Source organism: Idiomarina aminovorans, from assembly GCF_023155095.1.
In the GTDB taxonomy this organism is placed as follows: domain Bacteria; phylum Pseudomonadota; class Gammaproteobacteria; order Enterobacterales; family Alteromonadaceae; genus Idiomarina; species Idiomarina aminovorans.
Window position 1 is genome coordinate 113,865 of the sequence record NZ_JAKNDA010000002.1, and the last position, 20,082, is coordinate 133,946.

Consider the following 20,082-nt stretch of genomic DNA (forward strand, 5'->3'; position numbering starts at 1 on the left):
AGTTATGTCAGAAGAATTCTACTTGGCGGAAACCAAACCCATAGATCATGACAGTGATGTTGATGAAGCTATTAAGGCGTGCCTGCGCATAGGGTCACGAAAAAGCTTTATTACCTTCGCTGGGGCGGGATCAGGAAAAACCTACTCTCTAAAAAATGCTCTGGATTTCCTGAAAAATCAACACTCTGACGACTTTTCTCGGCGAGGAAAGCAAATTGCCGTTGTAACCTTTACTAACAACGCTGCAGATGAAATCAAGGACAGAATCGAGCAAAACCCGATCTTCGCGGTTTCCACGATTCATAGCTTTTGCTGGGATGCAATTGGCGGCTTCAATGAGGAAATTCGCAAGTGGTACTTGGAAAAAATTCCCACCGATTTAGAAGATCTCAAGGAAAAAGAAGATAAAGGCCGTGCAGGCAAGGCATCCGATGCCCGAAAAAGGGATATCACCCGCCTGACTAAGAAAATGGAATGGTTAGCGCAACCTCGCTCATTCGATTACGATCCAAACGGCATGAACTCCTCCCCAAAAGCCCTTTCGCACGCGGATGTTTTGAAGATTTTCTCTAATTTATTGACCACCAAACCGATGATGGCGGAAGTCATAGTAAATAAATTCCCGTTCATATTCATCGACGAAAGCCAAGATACTAATAAAGACGTAGTTAGTGCATTCTTTGAGCTGCAAAAAGCCAAATTGGATAAAGTTGTTATCGGCCTGTTTGGAGATACGATGCAGCGTATCTTTGGCGGGGGAGAACCTGAGCTGGGTAAGACTAAGCCCAGCGGTTGGACTACTTTCGACAAGAAAATGAATCATCGATCAGCACGGCGCATCGTTGGTTTGGGGAATCAAGTTCGTAGTGAGGATGATAAACGTAACCAGTTTGCCCGAGATGGAGCAGCGGAAGGTTATGTTCGATATTTTTTATTGTCGCACGGTGTTTCAGACAAAGACCAAGTCGAAGAGAAAATTCGTGAGACTATGGCGGGAATTACGGGTGACACGGACTGGAAAGATACTCAATCCAAGGAAACCGCTATCTTACTTTTGGAACATAAAATGGCTGGACGTCGACTTGGCTTTGGTGAGCTTTGGGACACGCTTTCAAGATCAGACAAAATTAAAGATCGGATTGCTGAAGGTGCAAATACCGAACTTAAATTCTTCTCTAGCATTGTTTTTCCTTTGGCTGAGGCGAGCCGGAAGGAAAGACGAGCCGAATTGATGTATATCTTGAGAGAAAACAAGTCTCCGCTGTTGGAAGCCATTGTGCTTGATGCAAACAAGGACGATCCGCTCGCGCTTGCCCGAGCCGGGGAACATGCATTTAGAGATGTGGTTTCAAATGATAAGGTCAGCTTTCGTGAAGTTCTAGAAGTAATTGCTGAGCACAAGCTACTTAGAATCCCAGAAAAATTGCAGTCGTTTGTGGCGGATTTAGAAGAAGCAGAGACTGAATCAGAGTCAGGCCAAACGGGAGCTGGCCCGGAGGATGAACCAGAACCTAGGGAGCGGGATGATAGCGAAATTGCTGCTTGGGCTGAAGCCTTAGAGACTGGTTTCTTCCAGATTAAAAACTATAAAGACTACATCGATGAGAACTCAATTTTTCAAACCCACCAAGGCGTGAAGGGTAACGAATTCGAGCGTGTAATGGTTGTCATGGATGATGATGAAGCTGGCGGGTTCTTATTTTCCTACGAGCAGTATTTTGGCGCGAAGGAGCTTTCTCAAGCAAGCCAAAAAAAACGGAATGCAGGTGAAGAAACTGGTTTGGATCGAACCCGACGATTATTTTATGTCACATCTACTCGTGCGAAGAATAGCCTCGCTCATGTGATTTATACTTCCGATGTGACTAAGGTAAAGGAAAGTCTTATGGGAAAAAAATTAGCGCGAGAAGGTGAAATTATCAAGTTATAAAGTCACCGTTGAAACCGTATTTAATAATGAGTTTTGCACTTAAGAGTCAATAGGAACGAATGTGATCCGCAGAATTATGATGTTCTGGGAAATTTAGTGAATGACCGCTTTCGGCCGAATGAGGGCAGCGTGAGGCTAGTTCAAGTTCCGTATAACACATATGAGCCTCCCTGAGGTCAATAGATAAAACAAACCTTCTGGCCGTGTGAACGGTCAGTCAGTTGTCCATCAGCAAGACAGGTTGCTTCATCTGTCATTAGAGTTGCCAGGCAATAGTCTGCAACAAACACATATCGGGGCTCTCTTAACTCATGCTCAATGAGTGCCTGCTGATTTCAGCGTCCTTGCTGACAGCAGGGGCACCAGACATTCATCGGTTAACCTGTTGCCGGCACTATTCAAGGTGACGGGCTCAATGCCAGTTAGTTTCAGGCTCGGCACAGGTGCAAACTATCTTGCTGATAGTAATGCGCGGCGACAAGGTGTCTAATCAAAGCGCTCTGGTTACGGCAGTGTGCCAGAAGGCCGGAATTCAGGGTATTGCTACGGGTTACTCAGTCTTCATTAGGCATCAGCCATGGTGTCCCAGTTAGAAGTTCAGCTCACCTTGCCCCGCGACTTAACCGGCTAAGAAACGTTTTTCATCGAACACCTTCTTATTTTTGAGCATGTAGTACACACAACGACCCACTTTATGTGCCAGGGCCGAGAGAGCCTTGGCTTTGCTCATGCGCTTTTGCAGTCTGAGCAAGTATCCTTTCGCTTTATCATTGCCGCGCAGGTAAAGCACCGCAATCTCGCCGAAGGCCCACTTCAGATGGGCATTACCAATTTTGTTGCCCTGGGTACCGTAAGTTTTGCCGGCTGATTCGGCTTTACACTTAATCAGCCGACTGTAGGATGCAAAGTCCTGCACGGTATTAAAACGACTGATGTCGCCAACTTCGTACAGGATAGTCAAAGCCAGAATGCGGCCAATGCCCGGGAAGCTGGTGAGAATATGATAATCACTGCCGTTATGATGCTTGGCATGCTTTTCGATAAAGCACTCGATAGCGCTGAGTTCATGGCGATAAAACGCGATGATGTTTAAGTCCAGATCAATATTGCGCTGCACAAACTCATCTTCAAAGCAGTTACGCATGGCTTCTCGAGCGCACGGGTATTTCAAATCCAGGTTATTAGGCGGTAAGTTGTACTGACTGGTGGTGTTTTTTACATGCGCTTTTAAATCAGCGCCATGGCGGACTATCCGTGTGCGGCGGCGTAGTAAGTCACGAGCAGCGCGCATTTCTGGCGGATAAACATACGCCATTGGGAAATTTCCTCCACGGATAAGGTGAGCAATTTTATAAGAGTCGATCCGATCATTCTTCGCTTTGCCGCCATGTATCGCTTTCATGTATAACGCATGGCCGAGAATAAAATCGATACCGTGTTCAGCACAAAAGTCGCTGACTCAGTACCAGCAATGCATGCACTCAACACCAACAACAATATTGCCGATATAGGGTGTTAATAAATCCAGCAATGGCTCTGGTAATGCCTTGATTTCACGGTGTAAGATGGTTTCACCAGCATCATCCAGGATGCATACGTACAGAGAACGGGCATGCAAATCAATTCCACAATAGTACGGATGTTGTGTAGTATAAAATCTCATTGGGTCTTCTCCTTTTTTGGGTTTAGTCGCCTTCCAGTTTAGCCAAACCGGCTAGACTGGGGAGAAGGCTCAATGAGTATCAAAGCGCTGCTGTCGGACAAGTTTTCCGCTGCGCTACAAATTTGCCGCAGAGCGCGGCGTTAAATGCCATTGCCAGCCCAGGAGTTTTCTTTGAAGACAGATGCTAAGTTTTCGGCTTGTAGAAGCTACCGATATGTGCTTTGGCGCGTATGGGATGACGCAAAACTTTATGTCGCAATCATTGGTTTGAACCCATCAACCGCCGATGAAGTGCAGAATGACCCCACTATCAACCGTTGCATCTCTTTCGCTCAGTCTTGGGGTTATGGCGGTGTTTGTATGGTCAACTTATTCGCTTTCAGGGCAACAGTCCCTGCGGATATGATGAGTGCGAAAGACCCAGTAGGGCCTGACAATGACAAATGGTTGGTAGATATCGCAAAGACGGCTGGTGCTGTCGTAGCTGCATGGGGAAACGATGGTTCGTATTTGGGTCGGTCTTCCGCGGTAAAAGAATTGATTCCAAATCTGTGCGCATTAAAAATCAATAGGGCTGGCGAGCCCGCTCACCCTTTATACTTGAAGGGAAGTTTAGTGCCGGAGCCGCTGGGCATTTAACAATGCCAGGCACAGCGACGGCTTTTTTTCGTTGCGGCTTCGCCTCCACTACAAAGCCGCGCGAGCTGGCGGCGTTAAACGTCTATGGAGCATCAATGGAAGAACATCTAATCCCAAGAGCTGGGCAGCACCGATTGTATGATCTGACTTCAGAAAATACATCTGCAGAAACCAAGGCGAGCACAGCAAGGTGGTATGCCGAAATGATGATTGACCTGTTCTTTAGTGAAAAAGGAAAATCAAGGGTGGGTGCTGAAAAGTTCAATAGACTTTCGTTGGGTGAGAAAATAAAGATCCTAAAAGAAGATTACTCAAATGGACTAATTGACTCTCTTAATCTGATTAAACAGTTTGGTGATATGGCATCTCATTATCAATCAGGCCGAACGATAGAAGCGGAGTCTGTTGAAAACGTTATCAAAAAATCGCTGTCACTTTTTGATTTTGTTCTGATTGGCTTGATGAAAGATAATGGAATTCGAAAGACAGAAGTAACAGCTACGTTATTTTCAACCTTTTTACCATCGATAAGAGTAAGAGTTCTTAAAGAGATCATTGATCTTGGGTCTGTGAGTGGAGATTCAGATAATGACATGTTTCTTCTAGACAAGCTTGTACTGGCGCTGACTAAGAATGGAGAAGGGAAAAAAGCAATTCGGTTACTTGAGAAATTAAAAAAGCAAGAAAAGATCGGTGATTATCATGTGAATTTCTGGAAAGAGAAAATAGAGATAATACAAGGAAAGATCGACGAGGGTGTGTTGCCGATACCTGAAAATATCTCTGATTGCAAAAGGAACTTTGACGATGTTTTTAGCCAGCTTTCAGATGATGAGAAAGCTCAGAATGATAGCTTGATTGAAGTTTTTAACACTATGTTTGATCAAGTAGAGCCAAGTAAAATGGGTGACAAGCAGCCAAGTCTTATGGTGTTAATGTAAGCACGTTTAACAAGGCGCTGCTACGGAAAATTTACTCGCTAGCGCTCCCAAATTTCCGCAGAGCGCGGCGTTAGCTATACAAGGAGATATCAATGGGCACTGAACAGTCGGTACCAAATCCCCGAGCTGGGTTGGCGGGTATTTTGGATCGGTTCGTAGGCCCCGGTGCGACGCCAGCGGAATTGGTGCTTCAGTTTGTGTTTCCGCTAGGGGCAGCGGTGGTTGCAGTCGCTTATGCGGCTTACACAGTAGAGACTTGGTCAAGCGCTCAGTATGTCCTTTGCGCGGTACTAGCTTTCGATATTGTGGGTGGCATCATCACCAATGCGACCTCTTCTGGGAAGCGATGGTATCACCGTGATGGGCAAGGCTTTCCGCAGCACTTCGGCTTCATTACGTTGCACCTTGGGCATTTAGCACTTGTATCATGGGTATTCCTCGGGTTTGACTTTGTGTGGCTAGCCGCTGCAGGTGCATATCTCTTGATTGCAGGTTTCGGGATCATCATGTCCCCTCTGTATCTTCAGCGTCCGGTTGCGCTGTTAATGTACGCTGGGAGTGTTCTTCTGGCTTTGTACGGACTTGCGTCTCCAATTGGTATGGAGTGGTTTTTGCCGCTATTTTATCTGAAGTTGTTCGTAGCGCACCTTCCAAAAGAGGAGCCGTACCGACCAAGCGATAGTCCTAGTGTGAATAGTCGCTAACAAGTTGCTGCACTCGGAAAAATTACTCGCTGCGCTCCTAATTTTTCGGTGAGTAAGGCGTTACACCTCACTGATTAGCCCTTGATACCCGTACGGCAGAGCCGTATAGTTAAGTGTATGCTATTCATCGAAACCTCAACGTTCACCAAGCTATTGCCGAACTACCTCACGGACGAGGAATACCGTGGGCTTCAAACCTACCTTCTGCAAAAGCCAGATGCCGGGGAGCTGATTAAAAGTTCGGGTGGTGTTCGTAAAGTTCGATAGGCACCAGCGGGTTCGGGAAAGAGCGGTGGTATCAGAGCGCGCTAGTATTCCTGGTCACACGCTCAAGCAAATAGCGGAGGCAATCAAAAATGGGTGACAGAAACCTTGGGGCAGAGATCCTTGGCGGTATCAATGAAATCAAGAAATTCAAGAAGGGTAAATTGTCCCTGCGGACGCATGAACTTTCAGAACCTTCACCGCCCAAAGTGATCAGGCTGAAACTGCACATGTCGCAGTCAGCATTTGCCGGTCTTATGGGTGTGAGTGTGCGAACCCTTCAGGACTGGGAACAGGGTCGGCGCGAGCCGCAGGGACCAGCGATTGCACTTCTGCGCATTGCTGAGCAACACCCGGAAATTTTTAGTCAGCTCCACTGACCAAAGCGAAGTGTAACCAGGCCATACACCGGATGCAAAAACCTCTGCTTCACTCCGGTTTCGTCACCGGTGACGGCGGGCGTTATAAATCACTCTAGTCTTGAATGCTCGTATGTACTAAAATGTATTACAAGCGAGTACAGGAGGGCGTTTCAATGAGTATTACAAGTATTCGGCTAGCAGATGACATAGATAAGCCACTTGAATTTTTAGCTAGCAAGCTAGATAGAAGTAAGAATTACCTTATAAATCAAGCGGTTAAAGAGTTCTTGGCAAGGCAGTCCGTAGAGGAGTCTCGGTGGGCAGACACCCTGGAGGCTCTAGAGTCTATTAAAGCAGGTAAATCTATTGCTGAAGCAGATGTGAATGCCTGGTTAAACAGCTGGGGCACTGGTGAGCGCAAAGAGCGACCGAAATGATAGAGGTTGAATATTCCCCGGAGTCGATGAGAGACCTTCAACGGGTTGTCGAGTTTGTTGAGGTTAAGAATCCTTACGCCGCACGAAGAATCGCAATTGATCTTCAAGAAGGAATTTTCAAACTAAAGCAATTCCCTGAAATTGGCTTGCCGGTTATAAAAGCGCCTGATCCTGAAAAAATCCGAGATCTATATATTGGTGATTACACCGTCCGGTATTTAATCACCAGTGGTATTATTTATATTTTGAGAGTTTGGCACAGCAAGGAAAATGAGAAAAATTTATAACAAAACAAAGCAGCGGATTCGCTACGCTGCTTGCGGCGTTATGTTTCTCCCCTCGAACACCTTGCTTGCTGCCAGGTAGCGTTGTACTCCTTGATGTACACGCAAGCGTACTTAAGGTGATTCCATGTCAAGGGTTCGTGTAGATGAAGATATCCGTCCGCTGTCTGAATTTCGGGCAGGGGTAGCCACATTTGTAAAGCAGATCCATGAAACCCGCCGCCCTATGGTGTTAACACAAAGAGGCCGTGGAGTTGCTGTATTGGTGGATGTTCACGAGTACGAGAAGATGCAGGAACGTCTGGAAATACTGGAAGAGGTCTACAAGGCGGAAGAACAGATAGCCTCAGGCGATGGTATTGCGCATGAAGACGCGAAGGCCAGGGTTCTGGCGGGCTGACCCAATGAAGATAGTTTGGTCTCCGCTTGCGTTGGAGCGTGTCGAGGATATCGTCGGTATATTGCAGAAGACAACACGGATGCTGCGGTACAGTGGGTTGATGATTTATTTGCCACGGTCGAGCGGTTAGCTGAGGTTGTGACGCCGCCATTAGATCTGCATTTGAGCACGCTGAAGGTGATGATATCCGTATAAATTCGGATTGGTTTAATGAAACAAAAGGCGACTCTTTGAAACTTACTGGAACATATGGAATTAAAGTGTTCGGCTTAAAAATCACGTACTAAAATTAGAAAAGTCGGGTAATGATAAATGGTATGTTACCCAACCCAAATGGGCTGAGCTGGGCGTAAACCGACTGGCAACTATTGGCTTTCCAACAGATTATGGCTATCTTGCCCCTGCCTTAGAAGATTACCTAATTGAGCGGTTAAACCCACCGGTGAATAGAGTGGGGAAACGAGGTAAGTTAGTCTCGGATCATTTAGTGCAACTACCTGTATTGGGGTTCTAACCAGATTTTACGAGAAGCGACAACGCTCTTCACAAAAGAGTCGTCCCGCAAACTTTTTAGTGAAAGCTCGGAAATCCAAAGTGGTAAAAATAAGTAAATCCAGTTTATTGCGGAGTCAATATGAATCAAATTAATCCAGCCAAACTGCGTAATAGTAAATGGACTGCAGTAGAGCCGCTCAATCGGGAGAAGCATTTTTTGGTATCAGAGGTTGAGTATGATGAAGACGGCTCTGTAATTTCGTGCATAATCGAATCCGTGCTTTCGAGAAATGAATATTCAATCAATTGGCTTGAACTTAAAAGTGAAGAGAAGTGGATTCAAGGTTGGAAATGAGAAAATGAACGTTTCTTCCCGCGTCCGGAGAAAATTTCGAGGGGTACAGTACAATAGCCAGACTGGCGGGCAGAACTTATGTGCATTCTGAAGTAAGAGAGATAATTATAGCAGCCTATAAAGAGCTGGAAACGACTCAACCAGGAAAAGTGTATAAACACGCAGAAACTGGATACAAAGGCGGGGGCAGTTTAAGCCACATAAAACCCATAAAAATGGGCTGTCGGTAGACTTTATGGTTCCCGTTGTAAACGCCAATGGCGAGTAATATTTGACCCGGAGTTGCAATCGAATTTGCTTAAAACTCGATATTCCGAGTATCTATCACAGTATGTCGAGTTTTCAAAAAAGCATTCCTGGGTTAGGCATGACGAGCACTACCACGTAGATTTTGAAATACCCTGTAAATAGCCGTCGCCTTGCGTGGCCTCAATTGCGCTGTACTGTGCAAAAGAACATAACCCGTTGTAAAAAAGGAAAATAGCATTATGTGGATTCGGTTCGTATTAATAGTCTTGTTAATATCACCTATTCTGGGTTGCTCTGAGCCTGAGCCTGAGCCTGAGCTCGATAATTCAACGGAAGAGCGGTTGAGGTCATCTTCGCAGCAGGTGCGACAAACCGTTCCTGAGTCGAGAAAAACGGAGTTTGATGAAGCCCTAAAGCTTCTGGTTAATCAAGTTTTGGAGCAAAAAAACACGTCGTTAGAAAATGCTGAACTCCAACGTATTGCAGAGCAGATGCACACCGAGCTTAGTGGAAAAACAGCGGATGAAGTATTTGCTGAGGCAACGAGAGTTCGCGAGCTACAAGAGCTTTTACGGCTTGAAAGAAAAAATCTGGCCCGGCAAGCTCAAATTGATATTAATAATGAGCTTAAACAAATAGAAATAATGGCTCATGAGCTTTATGAGTTTACCCCCTCTTATGACTTTACTCGTCGCAATCAAGAAAGAAATGACGAGATTGAAAACTTTGGCGTCATGTTTTACGACTACATTTTTTATAATGCCGGAGATAGCGTACCAGTATTTGATGTTACTTTTAAAAACAGTACAGAACGCGCCATATATTCTGTGCAGCTGCTAGTGACTGTTTTTAGTTCAGCGAGCGTTTTTCCTTTTTTCGAACAAGTGTTTGTTTACCCTATGCCAAATGGGCTTGAACCTGGCGGTGTTGAGCGAGTTACATGGGCCATAACTCCGTCGTCTTCTATTTTCAGGAACCCCCTGGATGTCAGTTCAGATAAGGGATTTGAGTTTATTGTAGAAAGCATTGCTGTGAGCGTGGGGCCCGAGGGCGAGACTTTGCTTGAGTACTCTCAAGTTGAAGATTTAGATACCGACAGGCTGCTAGCGCTAAAACGTAAATACGGCCTCGAATAAATAGTCGCGATAGATTTCCTATGTTCATTAGCCTGATTGTATTTCCGTTTTAACTTCTGGTCTGGTGAGCAAATAATCTAGGCGAGCAGAGCGTCTTTGAGTAACTGTGCCAGCCTCGGCTTCTTCAAATATATAAAGCCGAGGCTGCAGGTGTCCGTTGAGGTAAAGTAAAGCCGTGTTAAATCAAAACGGCTTTTTCGCAAAATGAAGCTTTACTTGTCTGACTTCTGCCTCTGGTGGTTCCTGATAGTATGTTAAAGGAAACTTGTCGCTATTACCTTTAATGACAAACTGCTGATACCAGGCCTCGGGAGCGTCTACTCGGCGCAGTTGTAACTCTGTTGATGGTTTTAAGTCATGAAAAGCTTTGTCACTCCAGCGTCCGGATGATCCCGGGTAGTCGGCGTATTGATCAAGAATATAATAAGAGCGATCGCTGGATCTTGTTGCAATAATCCAGCCTTCATCTGTTGGGGTTGCGCTCGCTTGCGCATTTTTTTGTTGAATACTAGTAACATCTTTGGCTAACGGAAGCGTGACAGGAATAGGCTCTACCGCAGGCATGTAGTCCATAACTGCCGTTATGCTGGATATGTTGCTCAGGTCAGTTTTCTCCCAGCCAAGCGGAACTAAGTAAATGTTCATCTCGCTGGCCCCAGAGTAATTGGGCTCTATTGATCTAAGCATCATAGGAATATTGAGCTTATTGCCTTGTTTGTCCATTAGAGTCAGGGAGTTGATGGCGGTTAATCCACCCATAACCTTGTCCTTGGGTCCAACAAAATCAAGCTCCAGCTCTAAGCTGTTGTCCTTTGGGTTAATGGCGAATGCCGTTTCGGTATGAGCAACAGGGTCACCAACAAAGTCAAAATCTGGCGGCTCACCAGTAGAGCTCATAGAGAGCTCATATGAACCGCTATTCTCAGCGAGGAAAGTTGCCATTTCAAAAGGAGCCAGAAAGTCATCCGTGGAGCCAACTACCAGTTCGCTTTTTCGCCTTAATACGAGTGTCGTATCAATTTCTTTGGAGGGGCTTCCTGTGACGGCTTTCTGAGTTGTAATCAGTACTAAGTTTTCAATCCAGCCGTCGTCGCGGCTAATGCGCATACGGCCGTTAACTTCTGACCACCTTACCTTCAGGCTGGGGTCGTGACCCATCACTGGCAGGGCATCCGCCGGGGCTTTGGTCTCTTTGGTAATATCAACAGTAATGCTATTTTCATCAATGCTATCAACTTTGAGAACTAACGAGGGGATATTTTGAAAACTATTAAGAGTCACCGATTTCCCTTCAACCATCGGCAGAGCCCAGTTAACAACCGGAGACAGGATAACTTGCTGCAATTGCTCTACCAGTTGTCTGCTTTCTTCATGAAGGTCACGGTTCTCTTGTTTTGCGCTTACTGTTGTTCTTCCCGTTTTCCGGTTCATCGTCTGGTCGAATCCTGACGAAATCAGTTTTCTAACCGGTTTTTCCAAATTGCGTTTAGGGTTTGAGCTGCTGAACTGAACGCTCTCATTAAACGAAAATGTCAGTGCCTGGGGAACGACTCGGACATTAATATCAGAGTCCGTCTTATCTACGCGGTAATGTAATATACTATGCAGCGATGCTGTGTCTGATATTTGCCAGTCCCGGTTGTTTATATCTAGTATTCGCGTACGCATATCTAAACGGTATTGCTCGGTTTTACCGACATTAGCTTCAAAACGGAGAAACTTTGTTTTCTCGGGCAAAAGAGCCGTTACACTAATAGCGACAATTATTATTCCGATGAGAACTGGAACGGCTTTGCGTGACAGAAGTTGCATCTGACATCCTTGTTTAATGACTGTTTTATAAGATAATGAATTATACCAAATAATAGAGAAATGCGTGATATTCTCGGCTTTGAAGCCTTTGTTGAATTCCCGTTTTAGCCTTGGCTTGGCAATCTTAAAATAAGGAAATAATGTGTTAAAACTAGCCGGTATTGTTTTGTTGAGTCTACTCACTTTTCACGTAGCGGCGTCAGAAATGCTGGAAGTGAATGGCGGCTCTATCGAATATGAGATGAAAGGCGGTGGCGACACTGTCGTGTTATTTGATGCTGGTGCGTTATCCGGAATGTCGGGTTGGGACTCAATATGGACTGACCTGTCTGCGGAGATTACCGCAGTTCGATTCTCTCGTTTAGGCGAAGGCAACTCAGGCGCCTGCCAAGGACAACGAAGCGCTTCAGATTATGTGGATGAGGTTGATCAGCTGCTTGCCAAATTAAAAATCGAAAGGCCTATTGTTTATGTTGGACACTCTCTTGGTGGAATAACGGCGCGTAATTTTGCGACCACTCATGCCGGTGATGTCAAAGCCATGCTCATGGTTGAACCGGCAATCCCTCGCGATGTCGATATTGTTACTCAGCTGAATCCTGCCAATGGGCAAGAGGAAATTGACGAAATTAAGCAAAACGATTACGCAGCGGGAGAGGGCAAGTGGTGCTTCCTGGATGTCATATGGGATAAATCGACAATCCCGGGGTTTGCGGAAATTGGTGACATACCGGTAACTTTGATAGCGGGCGTTAAAGTACCGGAAGAGGCGCCAACTGTATTCCAGAGTCGCGAAGGGCGTCGACTCTGGGGGCACTATCAGCGCGAGTGGGCTGAGCAGTTTCCTCAAGGGAAGGCCGTTTTGACAAATAAGAGTGGGCATTTTGTTCAGGACGATGAGCCTGAGTTAGTCGTTAGCGAATTAATTAAGTTATTGGATAGACTGTGATTTCCTTAAGTGATAAGGAGAATGAGCAGGCTATGAATACGCTGGTTGAGAAATACGAACCTGAACTTCTCGATGCCCAGGATGTTATGCCGCCGGACTATCAGTCAAAACTCCGCCAGGCTGTTGTCGGTTTTAAAATACTAGTTGATGAAATTCAGGCCAAAGAAAAGTTAGGGCAACATCGTAAAGTGGCGGATCAGGAAGGTGTTTTTTCAGCACTTAACGAGAGTGGTCATGCGGACGCTGCCGCTTTAGCTTCGTATATGCAAAAGCGCAAACTTGGGGTTGGCAATTAAAAGTGTGCCACGCTTGGTGTGGTATCGATTAATTAAAAAATTCAGAAGCAATTAAGTAACTATAGGTGAGCATGTAACTCATGTTTAAAAGAAAGCAGCAACAGACTCATCAGTTGGAAAGCCAGAAAATAACGGTCTCTTATGATCGCCTTACAAGCCGCTTTCTCATTACATCCAACAATGAGGTGATTTACAGTCGGCTGCTCTTTTTTATTCCGTTTTTGACATTAAAAGTGACCATTTCGGACGAAACATACCGACTCAAAGTTTTGTCCCTCATTATATGGCGCGCGAAGCTCGAGAAAAATGGTCACTTAGTTATTCCTGAATTGCTTGAGCGAAGACGATCAAAATCCATTGGTTCTTTTGTATATGGTTCGGTAATGGGTGTGCTGCGATTTTTAGGTTGAGCGTTTTGGGCTTTATCAACGAGCGATACTGGAAGAAAAAATTTGAAAATTACACCTCAGCTAATCAAATAGAGATAATAACGCCTTGCGTTATTAATGGGGCGTTATCATGAGTATTAACCGGCAGTTTCGGTTGTGCTTTCTATGGACTAACGCTGGTGCGAAAGACGTCGAAATAATCGATTATCATTAGGGGGGGGGGAGTTCATGCGTAAAGTAACGGCTGTAACGCCCGGTGAGTTACTAAAAGAGGAATTTCTCGAGCCGATGGGCATTTCTCAGTATCGCTTGGCGAAGGAAATAAGTGTCCCAGCGCAGAGGATAGGGCAAATTATTGCAGGTAAGCGTTCTGTTACCGCTGATACCGATCTTAGACTGTGTCGTTTTTTTGGTTTATCTAATGGTTACTGGTTGCGGGCTCAGGTCGCTTATGACACTGAGGTGGCGCAAGAACAACTGAAATATGAGCTTAGAAATATTCGACCCTGGAATTCAGCTTCAGAATTCGGCGACCGAGCGTAACTGTTGACTGCGCAGCGCCCATTAGTTGACCATGAGTATGGTATATAGCGGAATTTGTCTTTTAGTTTAAATTAGCCAGGGGTAATAATGCACGGAGAATATAAAGTACCAGGCGGTAAGCTGGTGGTTGCTGATGTTAAGTTACAGCAAGGTTGCCTCAGTGAAGTCAGTATTTCCGGTGACTTTTTCTTAGAGCCAGACTCCGCGTTAACCTGTATTAACGAGGCTTTAACCGGGCTACCTGAAAGCTCCAGTTACCAAACCCTGGTTACTGCAATTAAAGACGCCCTCAATGAAGATGTCATGATGTTCGGGTTTTCTGCGGAAGCTATTGCTACTGCAGTACGACGAGCCTTAGGTAAGGCGAGTAGCTGGCTGGACCATCAATTTACCCTTATTCCGCCAGTGACATTGCCCGCAGCAGAACATGCCGCTTTAGACGAAGTGCTGGCAAATTCGGTTGCTAACGGTTTGCGTGGACCAACGCTCAGATTCTGGGACTGGGATGATTCGGTGGTGGTTATCGGTTCTTTCCAGTCGGTAAAAAATGAAGTGGACATGGCTGCTGCCAAAGAGGCTAACGTACAAGTGGTGCGGCGAGCGACAGGTGGCGGCGCTATGTTTATGGAGCCGGGTAATTGCATTACATATTCATTAACGGTGCCTACCTCATTAGTTGACGGCATGAGCATTGAAAAGTCTTATGAGTTTTTAGATGGTTGGGTGTTGGAGGCGTTAGCCGAAGTTGGTATCAAAGCGTATTACAAACCACTAAATGACATAGCTTCTGCGCAAGGAAAAATAGGTGGGGCAGCACAAAAGCGTTTTGCTAATGGTGTTGTCGTGCATCATGCAACCCTTGCTTACGACATTGATGCCAACAAGATGCAGCAGGTATTACGCACTGGCCGTGAAAAGCTCTCTGATAAGGGCATAACCAGTGCGAACAAACGAGTTGACCCTATGCGTAGCCAAACCGGTTTAGCCAGAACAGCCATTATTGATGCTTTTATGAACCAATTTTCCCAAGCTTATCAAACCCAGGTTGGTGACTATTTGCCACAAGAGTTATCGTCAGCCAAAGCACTCGTGGAAAATAAATATTTGACGGAAGAGTGGTTATACAAGGTAGTTTGAGCATGGCAAGACTTGTCAGTGTGTAAAGGTTATCCCCAGACAGTGATAGAAAACCCTGTTATACCAACCTATTAGATTTAGCTATATTTTACGGACTGATGAAGTATTTTTGTATAAACCTTGACCTGAGGTTAAATAAAGGATACGAATATCCCCTATGAATATGAACCGAAAAGAAATGACTCTAATCATGACCACCATTATTCCTCCCGAATGATGGCCGTTGTGGTGTGGATAAAAACCCCGAGGCCAACAGCCCGGGGTTTTTTTTTACGCAGTGAACAGTAGGAGACAGGTACATGCAGGTCGTTAAATTTGGTGGGTCGTCGTTAGCCAGCTGGCAACGTGTGCAGCAAGTTACTCATATTATTAAAGAAAAAAGTAAGACGACACAGTTGGTTGTGGTTCTGTCGGCTCCGCAGGGGGTAACCAATTGTCTTGTAAAAATGACCCAACTTGCGGCTTGTGGAGACAACTACCAGCCTGAGTTTACCCGCTGGCAATTGGTGTATCAGAGTTTCCTGAATGCGTTTCCGGACGGGCCGCACAAAGACGCTTTAGAAACCGTTGTGAAACAGCAAGCTGAACGGGTTGATCGTCTGCTGACTGGAGTGAAGTTAATTAAGCAGTGCCCTGAGCCTGTTCAGGCACAAATTATGAGTTGTGGAGAATGCTTTAGCATTGCATTGCTGAATTCGGTTTTACAAGTTGAACATTTGAATGTTGCTACGCTGTCTTCTGAGCAATGTTTTCGTACCGATAAGGGCTGCCTGCAGGCGGATCTGGATTTTGCGGTTTCAGCCGAACAAATTACTCACCTCGTTGAGCAACAATCTGCGCAAATTTATTTAATGGCTGGGTTCGTTGCCAGTGACAGAGACGGTCGTGTAACGCTGTTGGGTCGCAACGGGTCAGACTATTCGGCGGCTATTGTTGCTGCTGTTTTACGGGCGGAATGCTGCGAAATTTGGACTGACGTTAATGGCGTGTACAGTGCTGACCCCAGAAAAGTAAAGCATGCACAGCTTATTGGCGCATTGTCGTACGATGAAGCGATGGAGCTGTCTTATTTTGGCGCAAAAGTACTGCACCCAAAAACCATAGGGCCGCTGGCGCAATTTCAGATCCCGTGTTTTATCAAAAACACCCTGCAGCCCGATGAAGCCGGAACCCGCATTGATAGAGCCGGTAACCCGGAGCAACTGATAAAAGGCATTTCCAGTTTGCAGGGGTTGGCTTTGGTGACGGTTTCCGGCCCTGGTTTAAAAGGGGTTGTTGGTATGGCCAGTCGGGTATTCGCCAGCATGGCAAAGGCGTCCATTTCGTTAAACCTAATCACTCAGTCGTCGTCCGAATTCAGTATTAGTTTTTGTGTTGCTGAAGAATATGTAATAGCCGTTCAGCTCGCCTTGCAGAGTGAATTTGAGCTGGAGCTGAACGCGAATTTGCTGCGGCCAATAGAAATAACGCCGCATATGGCTATTGTCAGTCTGGTGGGTGATGGAATGCGTAATCAACGCGGACTGGCCGCTAAGTTTTTTGCGTCTTTAGCTCAGGCTCGGGCGAATATTGCTGCTATTGCTCAGGATAGCAGTGAGCGCTCTATTTCAGCGGTGGTGTCACAATCGCTGTGTCAGGACGTGGTCAACGTTTGCCATGAAAACTTCTTCACTCATATTCCCAGTATCGATGTGTTTTTGGTGGGTTGCGGAACGGTAGGAAGCGAATTGTTGCGACAAATTGAAGTGCAGCAGAGCTTCTTAAAAAAACGTAACGTAAAGCTGAACGTTTATGGTATTGCTAACAGTCGTCGGTTTTTGTTGAGTGGCGACGGAATAGCGCTGAACGAATGGTCTGAGCAACTGGCGCAGGCCACTGATACGTTTTCTTTACAATCGGTCAGTGATTTTGTCAAACGGCAGCATTTGATTAACCCGGTTGTTATTGATTGCACCAGTTCACAAGCCATTGCAGAGCAGTACGCCGACTTTTTGTCGGCAGGCTTTCATGTGGTCACTCCGAATAAAAAAGCTAATACCAGCAGCATGCAGTATTACCAACAACTGCGTAAAGCGGCTCAGTCTCAAAATCGACGTTTTTTATACGAAACGACCGTTGGCGCCGGGCTTCCGGTAATAGATACTTTACAGGGCTTGTTGAATGCCGGTGACGAGCTGGTGGGTTTTGAGGGTATTTTATCGGGCTCCTTGTCTTATATTTTCGGTCTGTTAGAGCAGGGACTGAGCTTGTCCGAAGTTACCGCGCAAGCCAAAGAAAAAGGCTTTACAGAGCCTGATCCAAGAGATGATTTATCGGGTATGGATGTGGCGCGGAAGCTCTTGATCATGGCGCGGGAAGCTGGCTTACAGCTTGAACTGAGTGACATTGATATTGAATCGGTATTACCTGCAGACTTTGATGCCTCAGGTTCAGTCGATGAGTTTATGCAAAAGCTACCGACAGCCGACAGCGCTTTTTCTGAGCGGGTTCAAAGTGCCCGTGATGACAATAAAGTGTTACGTTATGTCGGAGAGATCAATGATGGAAAGTGCCAGGTAAAAATAAAAGCATTGCCTCAGAGTCATCCCTTGGCTCAGGTTAAAGAAGGCGAAAATGCGTTGTCATTCCACACCCATTACTATCAGCCTAAACCCTTTATTTTACGGGGTTATGGTGCTGGCGCAAAAGTCACGTCTGCGGGCGTGTTCAGCGATTTAATGCGGACGTTATCGTGGCAGCAAAGTGCCTAAGGAACTCAAGAGCATGATGAAAAGTTACTTTGCGCCGGCATCTACGGGCAATCTGAGTGTCGGTTTTGATTTAATCGGTGTTGCGTTGCAGCCGGTATCGGGTGAGTGGTTGGGTGATATTTTGCACATTAAAGGTCATTCAGAACAAACCTCGCTGACCTGCAGTGGGCGCTACCAGCATCAGTTGCCCGTAGCGGATACCGATAACCTGGTTATACAGGGCTATCGTCTTTTTAAAGCCAAAGTGGCTGAGGTCAAACCCGAACTCAATTTGCCCGAACTGGAGCTGCATCTTGAAAAACGTTTGCCGGTTGGCAGTGGTTTAGGGTCAAGCGCCTGTTCGGTGGTGGTGGCTTTGTATGCGTTTAACGATTATTTTCAACACCCGTTGAACCAAACGCAGTTGTTACGGCTCATGGCTGAGGTTGAAGGGTCGGTCAGCGGTAGCTTGCACTATGACAACGTGGTTCCGTCGCTGCACGGTGGTTTGCAGCTTATTATCCCGGACAGCGCGGCTAAAACCCGGGCGTTGCCGTGGTTCAGACACTGGCGTCTGGTGGTGAGTTATCCTGGCACAGGAATATCGACGAAAGCCGCACGGGAAGTGATGCCAAAGCAGCTAACGCTGAAAGACAGCGTCGCTTTTGCTGGTGAACTGGCCCGGTTCATCAGTGCACTATACACGGGGGATGAAGCCGATGCTCTGGCTGCTTTAAAGGATGTTGTTGCAGAACCCGCACGTATTGCGTTAATGCCCGAGCTACCTCAGTTGCGTAAAGATCTGGCTGTTTATAATATTGCTCATGTGGGTATTTCAGGCGCCGGACCAACCCTGTTTGCGGTGTGCACCAATGACCAGCAAGCGCAATTGTGTGCCAGTTATCTGGCTCAGCATTACAGTAAGAACCAGGATGCGATGACGCATATTTGTCAGGTAAGCGAACTTGGAGCGCGTCAAATTGAATCATTACCGGGGTCGTCATTATGCGTTTAACGAATCTTAAGGTTGCTGAACAAAGTGTCAGTTTTTTACAGGCGGTGCAAATTGGTTTAGGTAAGCAGCAGGGCTTATTTTTCCCTCAGAGTTTTCCTCAACTGCCCGTCGACAATTTGCTCGCGATGCCTTTTCAACAGCGCAGCCAACGTATTATGCAGGCATTGATAGGCGACGAACTCAGCGACGCTGTTATTGGCAAACTGGTTGAACAGGCGTTTACCTTTGCGGCACCGCTGCAGTCAGTCAAAAACAACCTTTACTGCTTAGAATTATTTCATGGTCCGACTTTGGCGTTCAAAGACTTTGGCGCGCGCTTTATGGCACAAGCGATACAGCAGGCACGCGAGCTTGAAAAAACAACCATTGTTACCGCTACCTCGGGTGATACCGGAGCGGCTGTGGCTGATGCGTTTTATAAACAGCCGGGAATACAGGTGGTGGTGCTTTACCCCGAAGGCAAAGTCAGTGCCTTGCAGGAAAAGCAGTTCTCTACGCTGGGTGATAATATCCTGACACTGGCCGTTGACGGCGATTTTGACCAGTGTCAGAGTCTGGTTAAGCAGGTTTTTGATGACCAGGAAGTGGTTTCTGCTTTGCATGTGAATTCGGCCAATTCAATCAATATCAGTCGCTTGCTGGCGCAGGTGTGTTACTACTTTGAAGCGGTTGCGCAGTGTCCGCCGGATAGCCGCGAGCAGATTGTCTTTTCGGTTCCCAGCGGAAACTTCGGCAATTTATGCGCGGGTCTGATAGCGAAAGCAATGGGGTTACCTTTCAAACGTATAATAGCCGCTACAAACAGCAACGACACGGTTCCTCGCTACTGGAATGAAGGGTATTGGCAAGGCAAACCGACACAGGCAACGTTATCTAATGCGATGGATATCAGCGAGCCAAATAACTGGCCCAGAATAGAAGCGATGCTTACGCGCGGACTCATTGCCAGAAGTGACATTCATGCGTATTCGGTCACAGAAGCCGATACTGAGACCGCTTTACGGGCTCTGGACAAACTGGGTTATGTCAGTGAGCCGCACGCTGCGGTTGCTTACTCAGCCTTAGAGCGTGACTTAGCCGACAACGAGGTGGGTGTTTTTTTAGGTACGGCACATCCGGCCAAGTTTAAGCAATCGGTTGAAGAAATACTGGGTAAAACCATTGAGTTGCCGGGGGTATTAGCGGCTTGCCAGAAAAAGGACAGTTTGAGTGAGCGTATTCCGGCAGATTATCAACAGTTGCGCAAGCGTCTGTTGCAGTTGCGTTAACGCTCTGTCGCATCGCGCAACTGTAACGCGTTCTCTTCATGCTGTTCCAGCGATGCGACGACGACTAACTGCAGCTTGATAACAA

Annotated in this window: 19 protein-coding genes and 1 pseudogene; 18 read left to right on the forward strand and 2 right to left on the reverse strand. The window is 46.3% G+C overall.

Features of this window, described 5'->3' with window-relative positions:
• Positions 1 to 4: 4 nt before the first annotated feature.
• Positions 5 to 1,930: a UvrD-helicase domain-containing protein gene (locus L8G48_RS04635; protein ID WP_248263445.1), complete on the forward strand. Its 1,926-nt coding sequence runs from the start codon at positions 5 to 7 to the stop codon at positions 1,928 to 1,930.
• A gap of 619 nt (positions 1,931 to 2,549) precedes the next feature.
• On the opposite strand, the pseudogene L8G48_RS04640 reads toward L8G48_RS04635, so the two are convergent.
• Positions 2,550 to 3,593, reverse strand: a pseudogene (locus tag L8G48_RS04640) (IS110 family RNA-guided transposase).
• 171 nt (positions 3,594 to 3,764) lie between these two features.
• Here L8G48_RS04640 and L8G48_RS04645 point away from each other — a divergent pair.
• The 9 genes from L8G48_RS04645 to L8G48_RS04690 all read left to right on the forward strand — a co-directional run bounded on the left by L8G48_RS04645 (position 3,765) and on the right by L8G48_RS04690 (position 9,859).
• Complete coding sequence (locus L8G48_RS04645; RefSeq protein WP_248263446.1) at positions 3,765 to 4,232, forward strand: DUF1643 domain-containing protein; 468 nt, start codon at positions 3,765 to 3,767, stop codon at positions 4,230 to 4,232.
• Between the two features lie 2 nt (positions 4,233 to 4,234).
• The gene (locus tag L8G48_RS04650) at positions 4,235 to 5,173 is read left to right on the forward strand and encodes a hypothetical protein (RefSeq protein WP_248263447.1); all 939 of its coding nucleotides are present in this window, start codon (positions 4,235 to 4,237) and stop codon (positions 5,171 to 5,173) included.
• 92 nt (positions 5,174 to 5,265) lie between these two features.
• A complete protein-coding gene (locus tag L8G48_RS04655) occupies positions 5,266 to 5,877 on the forward strand; it encodes a hypothetical protein (RefSeq protein ID WP_248263448.1) in 612 nt (203 codons plus the stop codon).
• Positions 5,878 to 6,233: 356 nt separating this feature from the next.
• The gene (locus L8G48_RS04665; RefSeq protein ID WP_248263449.1) at positions 6,234 to 6,521 is read left to right on the forward strand and encodes a helix-turn-helix domain-containing protein; all 288 of its coding nucleotides are present in this window, start codon (positions 6,234 to 6,236) and stop codon (positions 6,519 to 6,521) included.
• A gap of 155 nt (positions 6,522 to 6,676) precedes the next feature.
• Positions 6,677 to 6,940 carry a CopG family ribbon-helix-helix protein gene (locus L8G48_RS04670; protein ID WP_025740074.1) on the forward strand — a complete coding sequence of 88 codons (264 nt, stop codon included), beginning with the start codon at positions 6,677 to 6,679 and terminating at the stop codon, positions 6,938 to 6,940.
• Positions 6,937 to 7,227 (forward strand): type II toxin-antitoxin system RelE/ParE family toxin, encoded by a 291-nt coding sequence (locus L8G48_RS04675; protein ID WP_248263450.1) that lies wholly within the window; start codon positions 6,937 to 6,939, stop codon positions 7,225 to 7,227. The genes L8G48_RS04670 and L8G48_RS04675 overlap by 4 nt, the downstream gene beginning before the upstream one ends.
• A 124-nt stretch (positions 7,228 to 7,351) precedes the next feature.
• Positions 7,352 to 7,624: a type II toxin-antitoxin system Phd/YefM family antitoxin gene (locus tag L8G48_RS04680; RefSeq protein WP_248263451.1), complete on the forward strand. Its 273-nt coding sequence runs from the start codon at positions 7,352 to 7,354 to the stop codon at positions 7,622 to 7,624.
• 634 nt (positions 7,625 to 8,258) lie between these two features.
• On the forward strand, positions 8,259 to 8,474 hold the full coding sequence (locus L8G48_RS04685; RefSeq protein WP_248263452.1) for a TIGR02450 family Trp-rich protein: 216 nt from the start codon (positions 8,259 to 8,261) through the stop codon (positions 8,472 to 8,474).
• Between the two features lie 488 nt (positions 8,475 to 8,962).
• Positions 8,963 to 9,859 carry a DUF6694 family lipoprotein gene (locus L8G48_RS04690; protein ID WP_248263453.1) on the forward strand — a complete coding sequence of 299 codons (897 nt, stop codon included), beginning with the start codon at positions 8,963 to 8,965 and terminating at the stop codon, positions 9,857 to 9,859.
• 183 nt (positions 9,860 to 10,042) lie between these two features.
• Here L8G48_RS04690 and L8G48_RS04695 read toward each other — a convergent pair whose 3' ends face one another.
• Positions 10,043 to 11,671: a hypothetical protein gene (locus L8G48_RS04695; protein WP_248263454.1), complete on the reverse strand. Its 1,629-nt coding sequence runs from the start codon at positions 11,669 to 11,671 to the stop codon at positions 10,043 to 10,045.
• Positions 11,672 to 11,813: 142 nt separating this feature from the next.
• Between L8G48_RS04695 and L8G48_RS04700 the strand changes: the two genes are divergently transcribed.
• The 8 genes from L8G48_RS04700 (at position 11,814) to thrC (ending at position 19,997) form a co-directional block, all read left to right on the forward strand.
• Positions 11,814 to 12,620: an alpha/beta fold hydrolase gene (locus tag L8G48_RS04700; RefSeq protein ID WP_248263455.1), complete on the forward strand. Its 807-nt coding sequence runs from the start codon at positions 11,814 to 11,816 to the stop codon at positions 12,618 to 12,620.
• A 32-nt stretch (positions 12,621 to 12,652) separates the two neighbouring features.
• Entirely contained in the window at positions 12,653 to 12,916 is a 264-nt protein-coding gene (locus L8G48_RS04705) for a hypothetical protein (protein ID WP_248263456.1), read from the forward strand.
• A gap of 80 nt (positions 12,917 to 12,996) precedes the next feature.
• Positions 12,997 to 13,326, forward strand: a complete 330-nt coding sequence (locus tag L8G48_RS04710) for a hypothetical protein (RefSeq protein ID WP_248263457.1) — start codon at positions 12,997 to 12,999, stop codon at positions 13,324 to 13,326.
• Between the two features lie 207 nt (positions 13,327 to 13,533).
• Positions 13,534 to 13,848 (forward strand): HigA family addiction module antitoxin, encoded by a 315-nt coding sequence (locus L8G48_RS04715; RefSeq protein WP_248263458.1) that lies wholly within the window; start codon positions 13,534 to 13,536, stop codon positions 13,846 to 13,848.
• An 87-nt stretch (positions 13,849 to 13,935) separates the two neighbouring features.
• Positions 13,936 to 14,985, forward strand: a complete 1,050-nt coding sequence (gene lplAB, locus L8G48_RS04720) for a lipoate-protein ligase LplAB (protein ID WP_248263459.1) — start codon at positions 13,936 to 13,938, stop codon at positions 14,983 to 14,985.
• Positions 14,986 to 15,284: 299 nt separating this feature from the next.
• A complete protein-coding gene (gene thrA / locus L8G48_RS04725) occupies positions 15,285 to 17,735 on the forward strand; it encodes a bifunctional aspartate kinase/homoserine dehydrogenase I (protein ID WP_248263460.1) in 2,451 nt (816 codons plus the stop codon).
• 13 nt (positions 17,736 to 17,748) lie between these two features.
• Positions 17,749 to 18,729, forward strand: coding sequence for a homoserine kinase (gene thrB, locus L8G48_RS04730; protein ID WP_248263461.1), 981 nt, complete (start codon positions 17,749 to 17,751; stop codon positions 18,727 to 18,729).
• Positions 18,720 to 19,997 carry a threonine synthase gene (gene thrC / locus L8G48_RS04735; protein WP_248263462.1) on the forward strand — a complete coding sequence of 426 codons (1,278 nt, stop codon included), beginning with the start codon at positions 18,720 to 18,722 and terminating at the stop codon, positions 19,995 to 19,997. The genes thrB and thrC overlap by 10 nt, the downstream gene beginning before the upstream one ends.
• Positions 19,998 to 20,082 lie beyond the last annotated feature (85 nt).

Bases quoted from the DNA above. Each gene is read 5' to 3' on its own strand.
- L8G48_RS04635 (WP_248263445.1), top strand. From the start codon at position 5: ATGTCAGAAGAATTCTACTTGGCGGAAACCAAACCCATAGATCATGAC.
- L8G48_RS04650 (WP_248263447.1), top strand. From the start codon at position 4,235: ATGCCAGGCACAGCGACGGCTTTTTTTCGTTGCGGCTTCGCCTCCACT.
- L8G48_RS04655 (WP_248263448.1), top strand. From the start codon at position 5,266: ATGGGCACTGAACAGTCGGTACCAAATCCCCGAGCTGGGTTGGCGGGT.
- L8G48_RS04665 (WP_248263449.1), top strand. From the start codon at position 6,234: ATGGGTGACAGAAACCTTGGGGCAGAGATCCTTGGCGGTATCAATGAA.
- L8G48_RS04670 (WP_025740074.1), top strand. From the start codon at position 6,677: ATGAGTATTACAAGTATTCGGCTAGCAGATGACATAGATAAGCCACTT.
- L8G48_RS04675 (WP_248263450.1), top strand. From the start codon at position 6,937: ATGATAGAGGTTGAATATTCCCCGGAGTCGATGAGAGACCTTCAACGG.
- L8G48_RS04680 (WP_248263451.1), top strand. From the start codon at position 7,352: ATGTCAAGGGTTCGTGTAGATGAAGATATCCGTCCGCTGTCTGAATTT.
- L8G48_RS04685 (WP_248263452.1), top strand. From the start codon at position 8,259: ATGAATCAAATTAATCCAGCCAAACTGCGTAATAGTAAATGGACTGCA.
- L8G48_RS04690 (WP_248263453.1), top strand. From the start codon at position 8,963: ATGTGGATTCGGTTCGTATTAATAGTCTTGTTAATATCACCTATTCTG.
- L8G48_RS04695 (WP_248263454.1), bottom strand. From the start codon at position 11,671: ATGCAACTTCTGTCACGCAAAGCCGTTCCAGTTCTCATCGGAATAATA.
- L8G48_RS04705 (WP_248263456.1), top strand. From the start codon at position 12,653: ATGAATACGCTGGTTGAGAAATACGAACCTGAACTTCTCGATGCCCAG.
- L8G48_RS04710 (WP_248263457.1), top strand. From the start codon at position 12,997: ATGTTTAAAAGAAAGCAGCAACAGACTCATCAGTTGGAAAGCCAGAAA.
- L8G48_RS04715 (WP_248263458.1), top strand. From the start codon at position 13,534: ATGCGTAAAGTAACGGCTGTAACGCCCGGTGAGTTACTAAAAGAGGAA.
- lplAB (WP_248263459.1), top strand. From the start codon at position 13,936: ATGCACGGAGAATATAAAGTACCAGGCGGTAAGCTGGTGGTTGCTGAT.
- thrA (WP_248263460.1), top strand. From the start codon at position 15,285: ATGCAGGTCGTTAAATTTGGTGGGTCGTCGTTAGCCAGCTGGCAACGT.
- thrB (WP_248263461.1), top strand. From the start codon at position 17,749: ATGATGAAAAGTTACTTTGCGCCGGCATCTACGGGCAATCTGAGTGTC.
- thrC (WP_248263462.1), top strand. From the start codon at position 18,720: ATGCGTTTAACGAATCTTAAGGTTGCTGAACAAAGTGTCAGTTTTTTA.